Raw genomic sequence first — 21,448 nt, forward strand, 5'->3', positions numbered from 1 at the left:
ATATATTCTTTTATATAAAAGTGCCTTTAATATTTTAGCATGTTAATAATTCGATTAAAATAAGTGTTATATATAATAGAAGGAAAGCGGTGCGGAATATTTTTGACACTCACTATTTGGATAAGATAAGATGAATAAGGTGTGATTTGTTTAGAAGGGAAGAGATGGTGTGTTATTTAACTCGTTTGAGTTTATTTTTTTATTTTTACCGATAGCATTTCTTTTATATTTTTTATTAAATAAATTTGGACAAACTACTTTAGCGAAAGCTTGGCTTGTGGCAGCATCTTTATTTTTCTATAGTTATTGGAACGTAAAATATTTGCCGCTTATGTTAGTGTCGCTCACTGTGAACTACTTTATCGGAATGCGGCTTGTGGAATATAAGAGTAAGATTCTTTTAACAGTAGGATTAATATTTAATATTGGAATGCTTAGTTATTTCAAGTACTATGATTTCTTTTTACAAAATGTGAATTCGTTATTTGGAACTCATTTTACACTATTATCATTAACGTTACCGCTTGCGATTAGTTTCTATACATTCCAAAAGATTGCGTTTTTAGTAGATACGTATCGCGGAGAGACGAAGAAATGTCATTTTCTTGATTACGCATTGTTTGTAACGTTTTTCCCGCAGCTTATTGCAGGGCCGATTGTGCATCATGCGCAAATTATGCCGCAGTTTGCTGATAGTAGTAAAAAGCGTTGGCAATCAAATTATATCATTCTCGGTATTTTTGTATTTGCCATCGGTATTTTTAAAAAAGTAGGGATTGCAGACGTATTATCTCCCGTTGTACATGAAGGATTTGATGTACAGCAGTCGCTAACATTTGTGGAAGCGTGGCTTTCGTCATTAGCGTTTACATTCCAGCTGTACTTTGATTTTAGTGGATATAGCGATATGGCAATTGGGATTGCGTTAATGTTTAATATTAAATTGCCCCAAAACTTTAATTCACCTTATAAAGCGGTGAGTATACAAGATTTTTGGCACCGTTGGCATATGACACTTAGCCAGTTTTTAACGAAATATGTATATATTTCTCTTGGAGGAAATCGAAAAGGAATTACGCGTACATACGTCAATATTATGATTGTCTTTTTAATAAGTGGACTTTGGCATGGAGCTGGTTGGACATTTATTTTTTGGGGCTTTCTGCACGGAGTAGCTTCTGTCGTTCATCGTTTATGGAGTAAAGCGGGAGGGCGCATGCCGGCCTGGGCTGGATGGCTCGTGACGTTTTTCTTCATTAATATAACGTGGGTCTTCTTTAGAGCAACATCGATGCATGATGCGATGAAAGTGTTAAAAGGAATGTTTGGGTTTAGTGGATTCGAACTAGCAAATAGCGTGTTCCCAGCATTTATTATTGAGAAGCTACAATTTTTAAAAGAGTACGGTGTTACATTTACGGAAGGATATCATGTTTCATTATTAGATCCGAAAATAGTAGCGTACATTTTCGGGGCATTATGTATTAGTTTCTTCTTAAAAAATTCAATTCAGTTAAAAGACTCATTCCGTCCCACAGTATGGACAGCTTTATTTACTGCAATATTGCTTGTGTATAGTGTGTTACATTTAACGAGCATTAGTGAGTTTTTATACTTTAATTTCTAGGTGGAGAATATGAAAAACAAACAGTGGCTTATTTTAGTTTTTGTATGTGTTTTTGTTCCACTTGCAGGTGTTGGAATATTTAATGGCTATGCCGATTCACTTTGGTTATTCCCGCATAAAAATAAGTGGAATGATGTTCAGTTTGGGTTTAATGAGAGACAACAAAAAACGAACTATATAACATATCGTCCGTTTACGTATGATGGCGTTATACTTGGAAGTAGCAGAACGACTTTTATTAATGAAAATGATTTTACTGGATTAAACGCATTTAATTATGCGGTAAGTAGTACAGATCCGCGTGAATATGATGCGTACATTGAATATGCAAAAGAGCGAAAAGGTAATGACTTATCGTCAATTGTTATTGGGTTAGATTTTCTTGGAACGAACAAAAATAGAGAAATCGGTTTTGATAAACCAGAAGTGTATATTAATCAGGCGCAAAGCTTACTATATCCAATTAAATCGTATGTGAGTATGGATGGGATTACATATTCCCGAAATACAATTCGAAATTCCATTCATCACAATAAGACTATCGATGTATATAATCGCGATAACATAAAGTCGATGCGTGATTATACGAAAGAAGAGCGAGATGCACAAATTGCTGCGCAAGTAGATAAATTTAGTAGAGAGATTTATGGCGGAAATTATGAGTATCAAAATATGAAGGAAATATTAGGTACTGTAAAAGCTCATAATCCGAATACGAAGTTTTACATATTCACAACGCCTGTTTCAGAGCCGTTGTTCCGTACGATGATTCAATCGGGGCGATGGGAAGATTATAAAAGATGGCTTCATGACGCTGTAGATGTGTTTGGAGAAGTACATCATTTCATGTATTTAAATTCTGTAACAAAGAATTTAGATAATTATATGGATGGTCATCATTTTAGACCAGAAGTCGGGAAGATGATTGCACATAAAGTTGTGAATGAAGAGGATAGTAATGTTCCGAAAGATTTCGGTATTGTCATTACAAAGGATAATATTGATGAGGTGTTGGAAGAGATTCATGCATCGTTTCAATAGAAAAATAGGTGAGGATTAATCTTGCTAAGTAAATAGTATAGAACAGTCATCGGGATTTGATATTTTATCGGAGCTCGGTGGCTGTTTTATTTAAATAAAAAAATTTGAATTGTACGGTAGTTTGATTGTGAAATTTTTTCGGTCAATATATACTTCTTATAGAATTAATAATATGATTTTATGTATTATTTTTAAAAGAAGAAGCAGCATCCAAATAGATGCTGCTTCTTTTTTTATTCTATTTCTAAATCAACAATTAAGTAAGCGAGTATGACAGCAAAGAAAATACTTACAGCTGGCGCTGTTAATACGTGCCCGGACATAAAGCCGATGCCAAGCGATAAGACGATTGTGCTAGCAAGTAGCATATGTTTGACACTAAATAGTTTCTTGAAGTTTGTGATCATACGAATGAATATTTTTATACCGAAATAAAGAAGCGGTAGTAAGTACGTAAGGAACCCGACAATTCCGAATGCAAAGAATAGGTCGTAGAAATCCATTTCGATTAACTTCACTTTAGTTGTATAGTTACCAGCGTATCCCATTCCAAATAGTTTTTGAGATAGTGGTGCGTCTTTATAATATTGTTTGTATACTTTTAAATATTTGTCACGATCACTGTAAATTAAACTTTTCACTTCAGAGTCTGTTAGTTCACCTTGCTTATGTTCTTCTTCTTTAATTACTTTTCCTTCTTTTCGTTCTTTTTCTTCTCGTACTGATTTTTTATATTCATACATTTGTAAATGGATCGTCATATTTTTTGCGATAGGAGTGTGTGGTGTAAGGACAAGTAAACCTCCTAGTACGATAGCAGCAATAACTGTGTTTACAAGGTATGTGAATCCTTTTCCTTCTTTTTTACGATGCATCATATATTCAATGAATAAGAATAAAAGAGCGATACCAAGTGTAATAACAATGGCACCGTAGCCTACTTTCGTTCCGATCATAATGCTTGCATACATCGCAAGTACAGTTGGAATCCAGTAATAAACTTTTGAGAAAGAAGTTGTTTTATGAACTGAGTATAAGACAACGATTGGGAACATAATGGCGAAAATGGAACTTAAATCATTTCCAGCAAAGAACCATCCTCTTGAACCGATTTTTGAGTTAGGATAGCTTGGGAAATCTGTACCAGTTACCATTGCCACAATGATTGAGATACTCAAAATTAACGTTGCATATAAGAAATAGGTAATGATTTTATGAAACGCATATTCGTTATTTTTTAGTTCTTTAAGTGCGATAATATATCCAAACAGTAGTACAATTGGATATACACTCTTCATAATAAATTTCACTTCTTCTCCAAATGAAATTGGAGATTTGACCATTAAATTATTCACAAGGCCGATTGCGAGTACAATGCCAAGTAGACATAAATAGAGAATGTATTTTTTCGCACCTTGTTGTTTATGATGAAGAAGTAGATAACCTAATGCAAGAAGCATAAAGGCGAAACGGACTACGATTCCGACTGTTGCACTCATGTGTAATACATAGATTGAAAAAGATGTTAATAAATCTAAGATTGGTTGAAATACAATGAATAGCAGTAGGAAATGCGGGAAGTAGTTATCCATCTGTTTTAACTTAGTAACCATATGTTCCTCCATTCCTTTATTTCAGCACCCCTGTATTACTAGGAAGGCGAATGAATTTTTATACTTGTTTTTTATATCAAACTTAAGAATACACCATTTCATTGTAATGGTAAATAGATGAAAAGTATGGGGAAACCGACTTTAATTGCTATATTTTTTAACGAAATTGTATGTTTTATACAAGGGTATATACAAATTATGAGATTATTAGACAGAAAATTTAGAAAAAAGAAGGGTTTTTCATCTACTTTCTATAATTATATAAGTATAATCTTTATGTGGAAAAGAGGGGTATATATAATGGAAGTAACAAGTAAAACAGAATCTGTCGTTGTGAAATATGAAGGGCGCGTTGCAACAGTTATGGTCAATCGCCCAGAGGTGTTAAATGCATTAGATGAGCCAACATTAAAAGAGCTATTACAAAAGTTGAAAGAAGTAGCGGAGAGTTCTGCGCATATTGTTGTGCTATGCGGGAATGGCCGTGGTTTTTCGGCGGGTGGAGATATTAAATCGATGCTTTCAAGTAATGATGAAAGCAAGTTTGATGGTATTATGAATACCATTTCTGAAGTCGTTGTGACTTTATATACGATGCCGAAGCTTGTTATTAGTGCAATTCATGGACCAACTGCTGGTCTTGGATTAAGTATTGCATTAACAGCTGATTATGTTATGGCAGATATATCATCAGTTATTGCGATGAACTTTATTGGAATCGCTTTAATTCCAGATGGCGGCGGTCATTTCTTCCTGCAAAAGCGCGTAGGTGAAAATGTGACGAAGCAAATTATTTGGGAAGGAAAGAAATTATCGGCGACAGAAGCGTTAGATATCGGCTTAATTGATGAAGTAATCGGCGAGGATTTCCAAACAGCTGTGAAGCAAAAGATTAGTGAATGGTCACAAAAACCGATCAAAGCGATGATTCAAACGAAGCAAATTTTATGTGAAGTAAATCGCTCTAATCTAGAACAAACATTGCAGCTTGAAAAACGCGGGCAATATGCGATGAGACAAACAGCGGACCATAAAGAAGGTATTGCTGCATTTTTAGAAAAGCGTTTACCTACATTTAAAGGGGAATAAAGTGGAGAAAGTGCTAACACATTTTAGTATAATTGTGTTAGCACTTTTTTTTAGGAGTAATATATGAAGAAAATTATCGGTGTGATCGGCATGATTGTAATTGTATATTATGCTTTGCATAGTACCCCATATATGGCGGTTCGGACTGCGTTATTTTTTGAAGGACATCCAAGCGTTGCTTTCTCAGGTGAAGTGACGAAAGAACGAGATGTGAAAAAAGAGGCGGTTCCTGATGAGTACCAAACCTTATACGGCGATAAGAAAGAAGAACCAGAGCATTACTTCTTTCCGGTAGTAAGGGCACACGGATCAGGAATTGATATGTTAAGTGCTTGTGTGAAAAAAGAGTGGTTTTTCTATAAAGCAGAGCTCGGTTGTTATTAAACATAGGAGGATGAATGATGTCAGCATATAATAAATTAGTAAGAGATCGTGTTCCAGAGAAGATTTTAATGTCTGGAAAAACGTATACAGCACAAAAATTAACAGGACAAGCATACATACAAGCTTTAGCGAAAATTGGAACGGAAGAAATTCGTGAATTTGCTTCTATGAAAGAGCGTGAACATGCGCTAGATTCTCTTGCAGATGCACTGGAAGTTATCATCTCATTAGCGCGTGCAGAAGGTGCATCGATTGAAGATGTAGAACGTCTTCGCAGGCAAAAAGAAGTAGAGCGCGGTGGGTTTGAAAGAGGCATTTATTTATTAGATGTTTCAGAAGAATAGTTTTATAGGAAGGCATAGCGTTAATGAGTAACGCTATGCTTTTTTGTTGCGATTAAACTAGTGATAAAGAAGATAGTTGTTACTATCCAGCCGATTGTAATAGAAGTAGTAGTATGAACTGCGTAAGAAACTTGTAAGCAAAATAATGATGCTAAAAACCAAATGAGTGCAATGTGTACATGTTTTTTTGATATATTCATATTTCATAACTCCTTTTGTATACTAAAGTGAATTTTACTACAATTTAGAAAATTAAACTATATAAGTAGAGGTTTTCTAGTAAATTTTGTATACTGAATAGTAGAGAAAATGAGGAGGAAATGACAATGGCACATCATGCGAAAGAAACGATGGAACTTATTAAGGAGCTTGTCTCTATTCCGAGTCCATCTGGAAATACAGAGAAAATCATTCGTTTTATTGAAAACTATGTAAGTGAGTGGAATGTGGAAACGAAGCGTAATAATAAAGGGGCTCTTATTATTACGGTAAAAGGAAAAAATGATGCACAGCACCGTTTATTAACGGCGCACGTTGATACGTTAGGGGCAATGGTGAAAGAAATTAAGCCTGACGGTCGTCTTCGTTTATCTATGATTGGTGGATTTCGCTGGAACTCTGTAGAAGGAGAATATTGCGAAATTGAAACGTCAAGCGGTAAGACGTATACAGGTACAATTTTAATGCATCAAACTTCTGTCCATGTGTACAAAGATGCAGGAGAAGCGAAGCGCGATGAGAAAAATATTGAAGTTCGTATTGATGAGCGTGTCTTTTCAGCAGATGAAGTACGCGAATTAGGAATTGAAGTAGGAGACTTCGTTTCATTTGATCCACGCGTTCAAATTACAGAGAGTGGATACATAAAATCACGTCATTTAGATGACAAAGTAAGTGTCGCGATTCTATTAAAATTAATTAAGAGATTACAAGATGAAAACGTAACATTACCATATACAACTCATTTCTTAATTTCTAATAATGAAGAGATCGGATACGGTGGTAACTCTAACATTCCAGAAGAAACGGTTGAATATTTAGCAGTTGATATGGGAGCGTTAGGGGATGGACAAGCATCAGATGAATACACAGTATCTATTTGTGCAAAAGACTCTAGTGGCCCGTATCATTATGCATTACGTAAACATTTAGTAGAGCTTGCGAAAACGAATGCTATTGAATATAAAGTAGATATTTATCCATACTACGGCTCTGATGCATCAGCTGCGATTCGCGCTGGATTTGATGTGAAACATGCATTAATTGGAGCTGGTATTGATTCTTCTCATGCATTTGAGCGCACACATGAAAGTTCGATTGCGCATACAGAAGCACTTATTCATGCATATGTATTATCAGAGATGATTTCAGAATAAGAAAGAAAAGGGGCTGCCGGGGGTAGCCTTTTTTGTTTGCAGAAAATACGACACAAAGTATCGATTTAAAGTTAGTTTAAACGACTGTATGCAACAAAAAGTAAATTAATTGTATTTTATTTTACAATATTAAGAAAGTAGGTTTACTACATAATTCGAGTATTATAAAATAATAGAGGCGCACTAATTTTTTTTGTTTGTGTTTATTATGATTCGCATATTAAGATTACGCGTTATTAAAAGGTTTTTGAGAGGAGTATTATTTTTTATGAAGTATCGTGCAGTCGCGGCAGGTATTTTAGCCGTAAGTTTATTATCGTCTCCAGTTAGTAGTTTCGCAGCAGCGAAGAAGTTTTCGGATGTTCCTACATGGGCACAAGAATCAGTTGATTATTTAGTGGGGAAAAAAGCCCTTGATGGAAAGCCAGATGGAACGTTTTCTCCATCTGAAGCGGTAGATAAAGGATCAGCTGCAAAAATATTAGCAGTCGTTCTTGGTTTACCAATTGATCCAAAAGCAAAGCCATCTTTTAAAGATTCACAAAACCATTGGGCAGCTCCGTACATCGCTGCAGTGGAAAAAGCAGGTGTAATTAATGGAGATGGTACTGGTAAATTCAATCCATCAAGCCAAATTAACCGTGCATCTATGGCGTCTATGTTAGTGCAAGCATACTCATTAGATAAGAAAATTATTGGAGAACTTCCAACACAGTTTAAAGATTTGGAACCTCATTGGGGTAAGGAAAAAGCTAATATTTTAGTAGCTTTAGAGATTTCTAAAGGTACAGGAAATGGCTGGAACCCTGAAGGAACTGTAACTCGTGCAGAAGCAGCTCAGTTCATTGCGATGGCAGACAAAGATAAGACAAATACATCAAAAAGAATGTATATGAACAGAAACTTTATTACATATCATCAACCATCATTATCATCTGGTATTACTGACGTTCAACATAAGCCACAAATGGTTGAAGTGAAAGAGCAAAGAGCGGACGGCTGGTTGAAGGTTGTAACAAGTAAAGGTGATAAGTGGACACCATTACAAGAAAAAACAGAATCTATTAATCAAGGATTTACTACATATGAAAAAGACTCACATGGGTCTAAAGTGCTAGGTACACATGATGCACAAACAGTAACTGTTATTGAAGAGAATGGTAGCTGGATTCGTATCCGTACAAATGGTGGGTTCCAATGGGTTGATAAAAATCAATTAAACCCAGTAAAACAAGAGAACTTCTTAGAAGGTAAAGCGATTATTATTGATCCAGGTCATGGTGGAGTTGACTCAGGGAATCCTGGTTATTATGAGAAAGAAAGTGAAACCGTATTAGATGTATCATTACGATTACAGAAAATATTTGAGCAAAAGACACCGTTTACTGTACTGCTAACTCGTGAGAATGATACACGTCCAGGAACGGATTCAAAAGATTCATTGAAAAAACGAGTAGAATTTGCTCAAAAAAATAATGGAGATATCTTTGTAAGTATTCATGGTAATGGTACGGAGAAGAAAAATGGACAAGGTACAGAAACTTTCTACTATGAATCAGCGACAGCAAGAGGAACAAATCCTAATGTATCAGAAAGTCGTTTACTAGCAGAGAAAATTCAAGAGCGCCTTGTAGACGCACTGGGAACAAAAGACCGTGGTGTGAAAAAAGGCGATTTATATGTAATTAGAGAAAATACAATGCCAGCTGTATTAGCAGAATTAGCATTTGTAGATAATAAAAGTGATGCAGATAAAATTGCTACACCAGCACAGAGACAAAGTGCAGCAGAAGCTATTTATCAAGGTATTTTAGATTACTACGAAGAAATGGGTAATAACGTATCTTCTTTCCGTTAATAAATAAAAAGGGATTGCCAATGGGCAATCTCTTTTATTTATGAAATGAACTATAAAAGTTTCTCTTTATTTCGGGCATATGATATCATTTAATTTTATATGAAAAAGGTATTCGAGTAATTGTGATCATAATAATTTTAAACGATAAAGGATGATAATAGATTGAGTAATCATAGTAAAACACCTGCATGTATATATACGTATGCTTTCCGTGAGGATGAACGTTCTTTATGTTACTTGGAAATGCGTTCATTATTTGGAATGGAGTCTCACGTTAACATTTTGAAAAGTGATGTCAAAATTGATCCAAGTAGAAGTCCGTTTATTAAAGAGCGAGTTGAAGTGATGTACGAAGGAGACGACTTAGAAAGCATCTTGAAACAAGTGGAACAAATTGACTTGGCGGGAGCGACATTCAAAGTTATCTTCGTTAAAATTAATGACCTTGTTGGAGAGAATAAAATTGAATATGGAGAAAGACGTCTTATTGAGCGAGACCTCGGTATGCATATTGAAGGAGAAGCAGACGTTCGTAATCCAGAGCGTGTATTTGGGATTGTTCCTCTTGGAGGACGTTGGTATTTCGGACATTATGTAGAAAGTGATCCAGTTTGGTATCATCACATAAAAAAACCGCATAGCTATTCGACATCACTGAGCACACGTGTTGCTAGAGCTGTCGCAAATATCGCTGTACCAAACCCCGAGGGAGTACGAGCTATTGACCCGTGCTGCGGCATTGGAACAGTAGTAGTAGAAGCACTTTCTATGGGAATTAACATCGTTGGTAGAGATATAAATCCACTTGTAGTTCTTGGAACGAGAAAAAACATCGCGCATTTCGGGTTTGAAGGAACAGTAACGAAAGGTCCAATTGAAGAAATGACTGAGAACTACGACGTCGCGATTATCGATATGCCGTACGATCTATTTACGCACGCAACACCAGAAGATCAACTTTCAATTCTCTCAAGTGCGCGCCGCATTGCAAAAAAAGTAGTCGTTGTCACGATGGAAACGATGGATGACATGATTCATGAAGCCGGATTTGAAATCACAGATCGTGGCGTCGCAAAAAAAGGCACATTCTCTAGACAAATTCTTGTTTGTGAATAGGAAAGAAAGGTCACCCGTTTGGGTGACCTTTTTTGTTTGTATTGATGTGCGATTGGTTGGTGGTTTAGGTGGGAGGGGGGACGGGGTTTGTCGAATGGTCGATATTCCTTGTCGAATCGCCGATATATGATAAGTTGTGATCGATATATTTGAAAAATCGCTGATATATTCCGAGAATCGTTTTATATCGCTATATTATTATATTACTCTTCTTTCGGTTTTTCCTGTTGTGCGGCTAGTAAATTGCGTAATACGTGTCCACGGTAACTTTCTAGCTTCCGTCCTTCAAAATAACGAACACCTAATTTTTTAAGCTCAGCTACGTACCAGCCCTTTGTTCCATAGTACATGAGATCACTTCCTTTTGCTTTTGAACAGTATATGTTGGGGTGATTTGGAAATTTCATCTCAAATTAATATTGAATATTCAGTTTATTTGTATTATGATTAACTTATTATCGGATGACAGTGATTAGCCTCTCTGTAAGCCCGGGTTTACTTTTGTTCAATTGAATAGCGGAGCTTCTTTCCACTTGAACTTCCTTAGCAGGAGGACGAGCCATAAGGATAGAGACAGTAAAATCCAATGTAAATGTGTACATTGTTTTTCTGGCTCTTTTTATTTTTTAGTTAAAGTAGGAGGGGATTTGGAGAAAGCGTTACCAAGGTTAATAGGTAATGGGGAAGATGGTGTACGTCCACGCTAATGGAGGGGCTGGTGAATTGTTTGGCTAAAGAGAAAAAGGAGTTACAGAAGGATTTAAAAACTCGGCATATAACAATGATTTCAATTGGCGGTGTTATCGGGGGAGGTTTGTTTGTAGGAAGTGGAACGATTATTCAATCGACAGGGCCTGCGGCAATTTTGTCCTATATTATCGGTGCTTTAATGGTTGTGCTCGTGATGCGGATGTTAGGAGAGATGGCAGCGGAAAATCCTGATAGCGGTTCTTTCGCAACGTATGCGAATAAAGCAATTGGGCCGTGGGCAGGGTATACGATTGGGTGGTTGTATTGGTTTAACTGGGTCATTATTATCGCAATTGAAGCGGTGCTTTTAGGCGTGATGATTAACAATTGGTTCCCTTCGGTTCCAGCATGGATCGCGAGTTTATGTATGGTCCTTTTAATGACGATGACGAATGTATATTCAGTAAAATTGTACGGTGAGTTTGAATATTGGTTAGCGTTTATTAAAGTTGTTGCGATTGTTGCGTTTTTAATTTTAGGAGTTTCGATGTTCTTTGGACTTGTTCCTGGGGTGGATAGACCGAGTCTTTCTATTATTACGGAACACGGTGGTTTCTTCCCGAATGGAGTTGTCCCTGTCTTACTGAGCGTTGTGTTTATTTCTTTCTCTTTATCGGGAAGCGAAGTAGCCGCTATTGCAGCCGGGGAATCTGAGAATCCAGAGAAGAATGTTATACGAGCTATTAATAGTGTTGTATGGCGTCTTATGCTTTTCTTCGTAGGGTCAGTAACAATTTTAGTTATGTTTATTCCGTGGACGGATAAAGAGTTATTAAAACTTCCGTATGCAAGTTTATTTAATATGGCAGGGGTACCTGCAGCCGCAGAGATTATGAATGGTGTTGTATTTTTATCATTGCTTTCCGTTATGAACTCAGGTATATATACGAGTTCGCGTATGTTATTTTCACTAGCTAAAAAAGGAGATGCACCTTCTTCTTTTTCAAGGTTAAACAGCAGAGGAACGCCGGTTGTAGCGATATTTGCAAGTATCGTATTTGCCTTTATTTGCGCGATGTTGAAATTTATATCTCCTGATAAACTGTTCGCATTTTTAGCGAATAGTTCAGGCGGGGTAACAATGCTTATGTATATGTTCGTTGCCGTTTCACATGTCAAGTTAAGACGAGAAAGGGAAAGAGAAGGGGCTGGAAAGCTAAAAGTGAAAATGTGGTTATTCCCTTATCTCACATATGCAACGCTTCTAATGATTATTACGATATTTGTTTCACAAGCATTTATAGCAGATATGCGCATGCAATTCTATATGACGTTACTAGCTACAATCGTAGTAATAATAAGCTATTTCCTAAGAGTTAGAAAGGTAGATAAGCAAAAGTTGAATGATTTTACGATTATAAAAGATTCGGAAGTTAGTTTAGAGAAAGAATAAGAAAAGGGGTATGTTCCATGTTGAAAGAGAAGAAAGATATTACAACTACAAAATCTAGCATATTACATGAAAGAAGAAAAAATGCAGTACCAGAAGGGCCTTACAATATTACAGAGTTGTATGTGCAATCAGCAAAAGGAGCGATTATTACTGATGTAGATGGTAATGAATTAATCGATTTTGCGGGCGGAATTGGTATGCAAAACGTCGGGCATTGTCATCCGAAAGTAGTAAAGGCGATTCAAGATCAAGTGGAATCTTCTATTCATAGTTGTTTTCATGTAGCGCCGTATGAAAGTTATATTGCACTCGCGGAAAGACTGAATGAATTAACACCAGGTGATTTCAAGAAAAAAACGATGTTTGCGAATAGTGGAGCTGAAGCAGTAGAAAATGCGGTGAAGATTGCTAGAAAAGCAACTGGAAGAAGTGCGATTGTTTCGTTTGAGCGTGCTTATCACGGGCGTACACTTTTGACGATGTCACTTACAAGTAAAGTGAAACCGTACAAGCATGGATTTGGGCCGTTTGCATCAGAAGTATACAAATTACCATATCCATACTACTACCGTGCTGAAGAAGGATTGACGCCAGAAGAAGTAGACGCGCAAATTTTAGCATATTTCGAACGCTTTATGTTAGAGGAAGTAGCAAGTGATAATATCGCTGCAATTATTTTGGAACCGCTTCAAGGAGAAGGTGGATTTATCGTTCCGACGACTACATTCATGCAAGGTGTTCGAAATATTTGTGATAAATATGGAATCATTATGATTGCGGATGAAATTCAAACTGGTTTTGCTCGTACGGGTAGCTTATTTGCAATGGATCATTTCGGCGTAGCTCCTGATTTGATGACTTTTTCAAAATCAATCGCTGCTGGAATGCCGCTTAGTGCAGTAACAGGAAGAGCGGATTTAATGGATGCACCTGGACCAGGTCAATTAGGTGGTACTTTCTCAGGAAGTCCGGCTGCTTGTGCGGCTGCATTGGCTGTTTTAGATATAATCGAAGAAGAGAATTTAGTAGGTCGTGCTGTAGAAATTGGTGCACGCATGATGGAAGTGTTTAATAGCTGGAAAGAGAAATATGAATTAGTTGGCGATGTTAGAGGACTCGGCGCGATGACTGCTATTGAACTTGTAAAAGATAAAGAGACGAAAGAGCCAGCAGCGGAAGAAGTTAAAGCAATTATGAAGGAAACGCATAATAAAGGGGTCATTACGATAAGTGCTGGTATTTATAGCAATGTACTTCGCTTCTTACCGCCTCTTGTTATAACAGATGAACAGCTTGAAGAAGGGCTTACTATTTTAGAAGCTGCGATTGCGAAACTATCAAAATAAAAAAATGGTGGAGGCAGGGGCATGAGGTTTTTCAATTATATAAACGGTGAGTGGAAAGAACCTTCCACGAATGCATACGTTAAAGATTATAATCCGCATAACGGGGAAGTGCTAGGTGAATTCCCATTTAGTTCAGTAGAAGATACACGAGTCGCAATCGCATCAGCGAAAGAAGCTTTTCATAAATGGCAAAAATTATCGTTTCAAGAGAGAGCAAGTTATTTATGGAAAGCGGCAGCTATTTTAAAAGAAAAAGTAAATGAAATTGGCCGTGATGTAACGAATGAAGAAGGAAAGACGATTGCGGAAGGGATAGGCGAGACGAAGCGAGCGATTAGCATTCTTGAATATTATGCAGGGGAAGCGAATCAGCCGATCGGAGAGATCATTCCGTCTGCTAATGAAAGTACGATGCTTTACAGTAAACGTGTAGCAGTAGGCCCGGTGGGATTAATTACGCCATGGAACTTTCCAATTGCGATTCCGGCGTGGAAAATGGCGCCAGCACTTATTTACGGAAATACGATTGTTATTAAGCCGGCTGAAGTTACGCCAAAATCGGTGTACCATCTCGTGGAAGCTTTCCATGAGGCAGGCATTCCGGCAGGCGTTATAAATTGTGTGTTCGGCAAAGGCTCTGAAGTTGGAGCAGAGTTAACGGGAAATCCGGATATAAAAGCGGTATCCTTTACTGGTTCTAATCACGTTGGCAATATCATTCAAAAAGCAGCCGTTGAAACTAGGAAAAAAGTACAATTAGAAATGGGCGGGAAAAATCCGATAGTTGTATTAAAAGATGCCGATATTGAAAAGGCGGTCAATATGACGATAAAAGGTGCGTTTATGTCAACGGGGCAAAAGTGTACCGCAACAAGTAGAGTAATAGTCGAAGAGGAAATTTATGAAGCGTTCCGTGAGCAACTATTGCAGCGTACGGAAGCTCTTACAGTTGGGAACCCGTTAGAACCAGATACATTTATGGGCCCATGTGTTTCAAAAGGGCAGCAGCAATCTGTTTTATCGATGATTGAAGTAGGAAAAGGAGAGGCTACCTTACTGTATGGTGGTAGCGAGCCGAAAGATGCTGAATTGCAGAAGGGCTCTTACGTGTTACCGACTATTTTTGAAAATGTAGATGTAGATGCACGCATTGCAAAAGAAGAAATTTTCGGTCCAGTTATATGTTTATTTAAAGTGAATAGTTATGAAGAAGCAGTTTCTTTAGCGAATGATACAGAATACGGATTAAGTGCATCGATTTGTACGAACAATTTAAGTTTATCGCAAAGGTTCATTGATGATATGGAAGTTGGAATGGTTCATGTGAATTCAGAAACTGCAGGAGCAGAACCTCAAGTTCCATTTGGCGGAATGAAAAACTCCAGCGCTGGACCGCGTGAACAAGGAAAAGCGGCGAAAGAATTTTACACGAGAATAAAGACAGTATACGTAGATCAAGTATAAACAATAAAAAACATAGTAATGGAGGATGCAATATGCGTAAAGGGACATTTTTTATGGCAGGACACTCTAGGCTTCCGAAAGGTATGGCTGTTCGCAGCATGTATGAAACATTAACAATTACAATTGAGGCAGATCATAAATATCATGTCATTATTGAAGCGTCATGTACGCTTGCGACAGAGCATGGTAGAGACTTCGTCGCTCAAATTTTGAGAGGACATAGTTTACGAGATGGTATTGAAGAAATCGTGCAAGATATTACAGATCATTATCAAGGAAAAGCGCAAAATGCTATCGTCAGTGCGGTAAAAGATTTGCATCGCCAATATGTAAGTTATTTAAATGATGAACAGCTCGAGGGAGAGTACGAGGAAACAACACCATAAAAACTGTCTAGTTTATCCCGCATTAACGCGCAGTAAGATCTCCACGGGAGATCAACTGCCCGTAAATGCCCGATTGGTGAAACTAATGATCAGTGGGGATGAACTACGTCCCCACTGATCAAAGTTTCACTTTATCACCATAAACAAGAGCCAGTTGTATTTCCGTTAACGGGATACGACTGGCTTATTTTATTGAGGAGGCAAGGAATATGAAAAAGTTAAATGAAGTGCAAGTTGTAAAACAAGAGACGAAAAAAAGAGGCTGTGCGGAAAGTAAGGGTATTTGTAAAATGTGTAAAGTTTGTAGAGAAAATAATAAAAAACGAATTGACAATTAGAATATTTTGAATTATTATTTAATTAATAAGATCCACTCGAGAAATTAGCCTTCTCTAAATTCGATCTTGTTTTCCTGTTTTACACATATTTTCATATGAACTGTCTATTATTATTGTACTTTAAGAGATTAAAGAACATTCGTAATTATGAGCCAGTTGTATGTATCTGCGATTGTTATGTCGCGGATATGTATGACTGGCCTTTTCGTTGTTAGGGCAGTAAGACCGAATCTCAGCATAAGAAGATAAGGATAACTGTCTGTAAAAAGCGTCAATACGTTCTTCATATTTAATTTAGGGAGGAATTGAAATGTCGATTATTACAGAACAAAGTGCGAAGATGAAGTTTGCAAAGAAATATGAGGGGTATGAAATTGTTCCTCATCCGGAGCATAAACGTTTATATCATATCGTATTAAATCAGCAATTGCTTCAGCAGTTTTTTGAAGAGGTAAAAGAGCATTCAGAGCAGTCATTACAATATATTCCGTATTCTCGGTTTAATATTGCGGATAGCATGAAAAAGATTTTTGGGCAATCATTTATGGATAACATTCGCGGCATTATTCATGACCGTGAAACGGGCGGATTTACAATTGGGGTACAAGGTGAAACGGCAGATCCAGCAGACTACGTGAAATTTGCAACAGCATTAACGCATTTAATCGGGGCGCCAAACTTTGATGCAATGACAGGAACGTATTATGCTAGATTTAATGTGAAAGATACGGATAGTAGTGATTCTTACCTTCGTCAAGCGTACCGATTGTTTACACTTCATACAGACGGTACATTCGTTGATGAACCGACAGATTGGCTTCTTATGATGAAAATTGAAGAGCAAAATGCAGTAGGAGGGGAATCCCGTTTACTACATTTAGACGATTGGGAAGATCTTCAGAAATTTAGAGATCATTCGCTCGCATCTGTTAAAATTACGTATAAAGCACCACCGAGTAAAAATTCGCAAGAAATCGTGTATCGTGAAACATTTTTTGATGTAAATAACGCACCATGCATTTGCTTTATCGATCAGTTCGCGTATCCAGATAATATTGAACAAGCAAACTATCTGAAAGACTTATCGTATTCAGTTGAAAACTCACCAGCGACACATGCATTAAAATTACCAATTGGTGACTTAGTTCTTTTAAACAATTTATTTTGGATGCACGGAAGAGCTGCGTTTGAAAAAAATAAAGATTTATATAGAGAATTAATGCGTCAGCGTGGTTGTTTTTCTAAATAATATGTACGGCGGGTCTTGAAAAGAGACCTGCCTTTTATACTATTAAGGGGGAAGTAGGATGTATGACTTTATAATTATTGGCGGAGGAATTGTTGGCCTTTCAACTGGAATGGCTTTGACGAAAAAATTCCCTCGTGCGAAAATCGCGATCATTGAAAAAGAAAAGGAACTTGCACATCATCAAACTGGGCATAATAGCGGAGTAATTCACTCTGGAATTTATTATAAACCAGGAAGTTATAAAGCAAAGTTTGCCAAAGAAGGAAACGCAGCTATGGTTCAATTTTGTAAAGAAAATGACATCGCTTATGACATGTGCGGAAAAGTAATTGTCGCTACAGAAAAAGAAGAACTTCCTCTTTTACATAATTTATATGAGAGAGGCTTACAAAACGATTTACATATTTTAAAAATAGATAAGGAAGAATTAGCTGAAATTGAACCTCATGTAAAAGGACTTGGTGCAATCCGAGTTCCGTCTTGCGGGATTGCTGATTATAAAGGAGTAAGTTATGCATTTGCCCGTTTGATTCAAGAAAGCGGCGGAGAAGTACATTTAGGAACAGCCGCAGAGCGTATTACTGAGAAGAAAGACGCCGTAACAATTGAGACAAACAAAGGCACATTTAAAACGAAATTTCTCATTAACTGCGCCGGCTTACATAGTGATCGTATTGCGAAAAAGACAGGCATATTAACGGATATGAAAATCGTTCCGTTCCGTGGTGAGTATTACGAACTTGTCCCAGAAAAACGCCATCTCGTAAAACATTTAATCTATCCAGTTCCAAATCCAGAATTCCCGTTTTTAGGTGTTCATTTTACAAGAATGATAAACGGAGACGTACATGCAGGACCGAACGCAGTATTAAGCTTTAAGCGAGAAGGCTACACGAAAAAAGACTTCGACATAAAAGACTTCATGGAAACAATGACATACACAGGCTTCTGGAAAATGGCGATGCCAAATATGAAAGAAGGCATAAAAGAAATGGTGCGCTCATTTAGTAAACAATCATTTTTAAAAAGCTTGCAGCGCTTAATACCAGAGCTAACAGAAAAAGATATCATCCCAACGCATGCAGGTGTAAGGGCACAAGCCATCTTATCAAACGGAAATATGGTTGATGACTTCTGCATTATCCCTGGCATCAATTCGCTGCATATTTGCAATGCACCATCTCCAGCTGCGACAGCAAGTATAAAGATTGGTGAGGAGATTGCGAAGCAAGTGCCGGATGTGGTGGCGGTTAGGGTTTGATGGATAGATTGGGTTTCCTCGGGTGTACCGGGTGTGGGATTGGTTGGTGGTTACCGAGCGTAAACGTGCGGAATTTGTCGGTTGGTCGATAAGTTGTGTCGAATCGCCGATATATTCGAAGTTACGTTCAATATAATTGAATAATCGCTGATATATTTTTGCGGGAGTGTTGGGTTGGTTGTAGGTAGGGAATGCGTATGTTTCTACCATTAATGTTCGTTAATGTCTAAATAATAGTTTGTGTGGATTTGAAATAAAGCTACCTCACTTTGTTAAGTTAAGTAGTTGCCCGTATAATAGAGAAGTCCGCGCTATTATACGGGCATTCTTATTTCCTACCACTCAAAATCATTGCATTTCCTAATACTTTTTTGTTCAATAAGAGTTTTGGTAACTCTATTTCTTCAGCAAGCTTGTAGCTATTCAATTCAGATACACCATGTTTCTTTAAGACATGTAAGAGCTCTCTTTCATCTCCAAATATTTTTTCATCCATAAATAAATCTAAGAAAACAAACTCGCCACCAGGTTTTAACACTCTTAAAGCCTCTTTAATTACTTCAGTTTTATTTTCTTCATCTTTTACTTCATGAAATGTTAGACAGCTTACAATTATATCAAATTCACCATCAGTAAAAGGGAGTTCTGCAGCACTTGCTTTCAGAAAATCAATTCTATTAGAGACCCCTTCTATTTCAGCATTTTGTTGGCACTTAGATTTGGAATATTCCCAATTTCCGCCCCAATAATCAATTCCAGTTAGAAAGGACTTAGGAAAAGTCTTTGCCAGTTTAATAATCAGTGAACCACTACCGGTTCCTATATCTAGTATTTTTCCTTTTCCATTCCAATTCACCTTGGCAACAATTAAATCATGTATTTTTAACTGATAATTCCCCCCAAATGCTGCAAATTGGTAAACTGAATAAGAAAGTATAAATGCTATATAAATAAAAGGTAACGCAAAAATACCTGACAGGACTCGCAAATATAAATTAACAGGTAATAATGTTACCGAGAGAAGAATGAGTGAAATAACCAAAAAAATAATTAGTTTGTAAATTCGTATCCAAGTTTGATATTTAGTTTTTGTTTTCAACATATGAGCCATCCTTAAATAACCTATCTTTTATTTGCTATAATTATATAGGAAATCCATAATCCTGTCCTATAGTTTAAGTATATGACTTCATAATCATAATCTTAATATGAATATCCAATTATTTCAGAAGAGATCTGCCACAGCACCTCCCAAGAACGAATATGTAGCTTGAATTCCACAATGAATAAATGATTTTTTTACTGGCTTATGAACATACACCGCTGATTATCGCTCTACTTCATAAGTAATCCCATACTTCTTCAACTTCTTATATAAATTAGCCCGGGACATGCCTAACTTTTTCGCAGCGATGCTTTTGTTTCCGTACGTGTCTTCGAGAGTTTGTATAATTCTAGTTTTCTCCAAGCTCTTTTTCTCATCGGTGAGTGAACGCTCTGTATGATAGACGGATTTTTGCGAAGGCAATAGTTGTAAAATATTTGCTTCCCGTATTTCTTTCCCGTCATGAAGGACAATTAATCTTTCTATTATATTGCGCAGTTCGCGAATATTCCCCGGCCAAAAGTATGTATGTAGTCGATTCATTGCTTCTTGATGAACGAAAGGAGCGGGCTTGTTATATTTAAAAGAAAATTCCTTTAAGAAATGATGAGTTAAAAAGGAAATATCGTCCGTTCGTTCTCGTAATGGCGGGATATGCGCTGTGAAGACATTTAATCTATAAAATAAATCAGATCGAAATGTCCCGCTGAGCACCATATCTTCTAACATACGATTCGTTGCGGCAATAATTCTTACGTTTATCTTTTTCGGTGTTTGTCCGCCAATTCGGTAAATCTCTTTTTCTTGTAAAGCACGAAGTAGTTTCACTTGCATATCAAGCGGGAGTTCTCCTACTTCATCTAAAAATAAAGTGCCGCCATTTGCTAGTTCTAGCTTTCCTGCTTTTCCGCCTTTAGCGGCTCCCGTATAAGCTCCAGATTCATAACCGAATAATTCACTTTCAAAGAGAGCGGCAGGAATAGCGCCGCAATTGATCGGAATAAAAGGTTGCTTGCTTCTAAGGCTAGCTTCGTGAATGGCCTGGGCAAAGAGTTCTTTCCCAACACCGCTTTCTCCTGTAATTAAAATCGTCGCATCAGTTTTTGCTACCTTTTTCATGTTGTGGATAATGTGCTGAAGTGTTGCGTTATTTCCTTTAATCGTGCTGAAGGGGTCATCTTGCTGATGTTGAATCATTTGTTTTAATTGCTGTAATTCTTCAGAAGTAGAGGATAATTTTTCATTTAACTTAATCGTCGCAGTAATATCTCTTTCTACAGACATAGAACCAACTAATTCGTTGTCGTCGTTATAAATAGGAGTCGTACTAATTAATACGTGCTTATCTGGCCGAGGCAGGTGATAAATATCCCGGACCGGTTGCCCGCTCTCAAGAACTTTTAAATTCATAATATCTTCTTTTGAAAAGAACTCTTGCACATTTCTACCGATAATATCTTCCTTCTTAATGTCATACATCTTTTCTGCTGCCTCGTTCCAGTACAACATAACTCCTTCTGTATTTACGATAGAAATCGCTTCTTCCACGTAAGAGAGGAGTGTATGCAACGTTGGAACTGCAAAGTTATCAAATTGTTTCATAACATGGCCTCCAAAGAATTTATCCCGCTATTTGTGGGCTGAAAATCCCTACTGATTTTATAAAAAAGTAGACAGTAGTATACAGATTTGTTGCCAAAAGGATACA

The 21,448-nt window shown here is 37.1% G+C and carries 19 protein-coding genes and 1 pseudogene; 15 read left to right on the plus strand and 5 right to left on the minus strand.

Annotated elements, in window-relative coordinates; all coding sequences use genetic code 11:
- Positions 1–169 precede the first annotated feature (169 nt).
- Positions 170–1,627, plus strand: coding sequence for an MBOAT family O-acyltransferase (locus COC96_RS10655; protein ID WP_098768758.1), 1,458 nt, complete (start codon positions 170–172; stop codon positions 1,625–1,627).
- Positions 1,628–1,636: 9 nt separating this feature from the next.
- The gene (locus tag COC96_RS10660) at positions 1,637–2,668 is read left to right on the plus strand and encodes a hypothetical protein (RefSeq protein WP_098768759.1); all 1,032 of its coding nucleotides are present in this window, start codon (positions 1,637–1,639) and stop codon (positions 2,666–2,668) included.
- Between the two features lie 233 nt (positions 2,669–2,901).
- On the opposite strand, the gene COC96_RS10665 is transcribed toward COC96_RS10660, so the two are convergent.
- A complete protein-coding gene (locus tag COC96_RS10665) occupies positions 2,902–4,281 on the minus strand; it encodes an O-antigen ligase family protein (protein ID WP_098768760.1) in 1,380 nt (459 codons plus the stop codon).
- A 276-nt stretch (positions 4,282–4,557) separates the two neighbouring features.
- Between COC96_RS10665 and COC96_RS10670 the strand changes: the two genes are divergently transcribed.
- The 3 genes from COC96_RS10670 (at position 4,558) to COC96_RS10680 (ending at position 6,098) form a co-directional block, all read left to right on the plus strand.
- A complete protein-coding gene (locus COC96_RS10670; protein WP_141536086.1) occupies positions 4,558–5,370 on the plus strand; it encodes an enoyl-CoA hydratase in 813 nt (270 codons plus the stop codon).
- 63 nt (positions 5,371–5,433) lie between these two features.
- Positions 5,434–5,754 carry a hypothetical protein gene (locus tag COC96_RS10675; protein WP_098269562.1) on the plus strand — a complete coding sequence of 107 codons (321 nt, stop codon included), beginning with the start codon at positions 5,434–5,436 and terminating at the stop codon, positions 5,752–5,754.
- Between the two features lie 17 nt (positions 5,755–5,771).
- Complete coding sequence (locus COC96_RS10680) at positions 5,772–6,098, plus strand: nucleoside triphosphate pyrophosphohydrolase (RefSeq protein ID WP_097904859.1); 327 nt, start codon at positions 5,772–5,774, stop codon at positions 6,096–6,098.
- A 20-nt stretch (positions 6,099–6,118) separates the two neighbouring features.
- Here the strand turns inward: COC96_RS10680 and COC96_RS10685 are convergent, their stop codons facing one another.
- A complete protein-coding gene (locus COC96_RS10685) occupies positions 6,119–6,298 on the minus strand; it encodes a hypothetical protein (RefSeq protein ID WP_098269564.1) in 180 nt (59 codons plus the stop codon).
- 126 nt (positions 6,299–6,424) lie between these two features.
- Between COC96_RS10685 and COC96_RS10690 the strand changes: the two genes are divergently transcribed.
- The 3 genes from COC96_RS10690 (at position 6,425) to COC96_RS10700 (ending at position 10,448) form a co-directional block, all read left to right on the plus strand.
- Complete coding sequence (locus tag COC96_RS10690; RefSeq protein ID WP_098269565.1) at positions 6,425–7,474, plus strand: M42 family metallopeptidase; 1,050 nt, start codon at positions 6,425–6,427, stop codon at positions 7,472–7,474.
- Between the two features lie 268 nt (positions 7,475–7,742).
- Entirely contained in the window at positions 7,743–9,332 is a 1,590-nt protein-coding gene (locus tag COC96_RS10695) for an N-acetylmuramoyl-L-alanine amidase (protein WP_098269566.1), read from the plus strand.
- Between the two features lie 162 nt (positions 9,333–9,494).
- On the plus strand, positions 9,495–10,448 hold the full coding sequence (locus COC96_RS10700) for a TRM11 family SAM-dependent methyltransferase (RefSeq protein ID WP_097904862.1): 954 nt from the start codon (positions 9,495–9,497) through the stop codon (positions 10,446–10,448).
- Positions 10,449–10,651: 203 nt separating this feature from the next.
- Here the strand turns inward: COC96_RS10700 and COC96_RS10705 are convergent.
- A pseudogene (locus COC96_RS10705) lies at positions 10,652–10,842 on the minus strand (YflJ family protein).
- 324 nt (positions 10,843–11,166) lie between these two features.
- Between COC96_RS10705 and COC96_RS10710 the strand changes: the two are divergent.
- The 7 genes from COC96_RS10710 (at position 11,167) to lhgO (ending at position 18,635) form a co-directional block, all read left to right on the plus strand.
- The gene (locus COC96_RS10710) at positions 11,167–12,591 is read left to right on the plus strand and encodes an amino acid permease (protein WP_098768761.1); all 1,425 of its coding nucleotides are present in this window, start codon (positions 11,167–11,169) and stop codon (positions 12,589–12,591) included.
- A 17-nt stretch (positions 12,592–12,608) separates the two neighbouring features.
- The gene (gabT, locus tag COC96_RS10715; RefSeq protein ID WP_098768762.1) at positions 12,609–13,937 is read left to right on the plus strand and encodes a 4-aminobutyrate--2-oxoglutarate transaminase; all 1,329 of its coding nucleotides are present in this window, start codon (positions 12,609–12,611) and stop codon (positions 13,935–13,937) included.
- A 21-nt stretch (positions 13,938–13,958) separates the two neighbouring features.
- On the plus strand, positions 13,959–15,401 hold the full coding sequence (locus tag COC96_RS10720) for an aldehyde dehydrogenase family protein (RefSeq protein WP_098768763.1): 1,443 nt from the start codon (positions 13,959–13,961) through the stop codon (positions 15,399–15,401).
- A 32-nt stretch (positions 15,402–15,433) separates the two neighbouring features.
- Positions 15,434–15,787: a DUF3870 domain-containing protein gene (locus tag COC96_RS10725; protein ID WP_088232471.1), complete on the plus strand. Its 354-nt coding sequence runs from the start codon at positions 15,434–15,436 to the stop codon at positions 15,785–15,787.
- A gap of 209 nt (positions 15,788–15,996) precedes the next feature.
- Complete coding sequence (locus COC96_RS27980) at positions 15,997–16,125, plus strand: hypothetical protein (RefSeq protein WP_255287984.1); 129 nt, start codon at positions 15,997–15,999, stop codon at positions 16,123–16,125.
- Positions 16,126–16,435: 310 nt separating this feature from the next.
- Entirely contained in the window at positions 16,436–17,374 is a 939-nt protein-coding gene (gene glaH, locus COC96_RS10730) for a glutarate dioxygenase GlaH (RefSeq protein ID WP_098269570.1), read from the plus strand.
- A gap of 58 nt (positions 17,375–17,432) precedes the next feature.
- Entirely contained in the window at positions 17,433–18,635 is a 1,203-nt protein-coding gene (gene lhgO / locus COC96_RS10735) for an L-2-hydroxyglutarate oxidase (RefSeq protein WP_098768764.1), read from the plus strand.
- 328 nt (positions 18,636–18,963) lie between these two features.
- Here the strand turns inward: lhgO and COC96_RS10740 are convergent, their stop codons facing one another.
- Both COC96_RS10740 and COC96_RS10745 read right to left on the minus strand, forming a co-directional pair.
- On the minus strand, positions 18,964–19,737 hold the full coding sequence (locus COC96_RS10740; protein WP_098768765.1) for a class I SAM-dependent methyltransferase: 774 nt from the start codon (positions 19,735–19,737) through the stop codon (positions 18,964–18,966).
- Positions 19,738–19,962: 225 nt separating this feature from the next.
- Positions 19,963–21,342, minus strand: coding sequence for a sigma-54 interaction domain-containing protein (locus COC96_RS10745; protein ID WP_098768766.1), 1,380 nt, complete (start codon positions 21,340–21,342; stop codon positions 19,963–19,965).
- Positions 21,343–21,448: the final 106 nt, after the last annotated feature.

The sequence above is a fragment of the Bacillus cereus genome (genome assembly GCF_002577405.1).
GTDB lineage: Bacteria > Bacillota > Bacilli > Bacillales > Bacillaceae_G > Bacillus_A > Bacillus_A cereus_AU.

Bases quoted from the DNA above. Each gene is read 5' to 3' on its own strand.
- COC96_RS10660 (WP_098768759.1), top strand. From the start codon at position 1,637: ATGAAAAACAAACAGTGGCTTATTTTAGTTTTTGTATGTGTTTTTGTT.
- COC96_RS10665 (WP_098768760.1), bottom strand. From the start codon at position 4,281: ATGGTTACTAAGTTAAAACAGATGGATAACTACTTCCCGCATTTCCTA.
- COC96_RS10670 (WP_141536086.1), top strand. From the start codon at position 4,558: ATGTGGAAAAGAGGGGTATATATAATGGAAGTAACAAGTAAAACAGAA.
- COC96_RS10675 (WP_098269562.1), top strand. From the start codon at position 5,434: ATGAAGAAAATTATCGGTGTGATCGGCATGATTGTAATTGTATATTAT.
- COC96_RS10680 (WP_097904859.1), top strand. From the start codon at position 5,772: ATGTCAGCATATAATAAATTAGTAAGAGATCGTGTTCCAGAGAAGATT.
- COC96_RS10685 (WP_098269564.1), bottom strand. From the start codon at position 6,298: ATGAATATATCAAAAAAACATGTACACATTGCACTCATTTGGTTTTTA.
- COC96_RS10690 (WP_098269565.1), top strand. From the start codon at position 6,425: ATGGCACATCATGCGAAAGAAACGATGGAACTTATTAAGGAGCTTGTC.
- COC96_RS10695 (WP_098269566.1), top strand. From the start codon at position 7,743: ATGAAGTATCGTGCAGTCGCGGCAGGTATTTTAGCCGTAAGTTTATTA.
- gabT (WP_098768762.1), top strand. From the start codon at position 12,609: ATGTTGAAAGAGAAGAAAGATATTACAACTACAAAATCTAGCATATTA.
- COC96_RS10720 (WP_098768763.1), top strand. From the start codon at position 13,959: ATGAGGTTTTTCAATTATATAAACGGTGAGTGGAAAGAACCTTCCACG.
- COC96_RS10725 (WP_088232471.1), top strand. From the start codon at position 15,434: ATGCGTAAAGGGACATTTTTTATGGCAGGACACTCTAGGCTTCCGAAA.
- COC96_RS27980 (WP_255287984.1), top strand. From the start codon at position 15,997: ATGAAAAAGTTAAATGAAGTGCAAGTTGTAAAACAAGAGACGAAAAAA.
- glaH (WP_098269570.1), top strand. From the start codon at position 16,436: ATGTCGATTATTACAGAACAAAGTGCGAAGATGAAGTTTGCAAAGAAA.
- lhgO (WP_098768764.1), top strand. From the start codon at position 17,433: ATGTATGACTTTATAATTATTGGCGGAGGAATTGTTGGCCTTTCAACT.
- COC96_RS10740 (WP_098768765.1), bottom strand. From the start codon at position 19,737: ATGTTGAAAACAAAAACTAAATATCAAACTTGGATACGAATTTACAAA.
- COC96_RS10745 (WP_098768766.1), bottom strand. From the start codon at position 21,342: ATGAAACAATTTGATAACTTTGCAGTTCCAACGTTGCATACACTCCTC.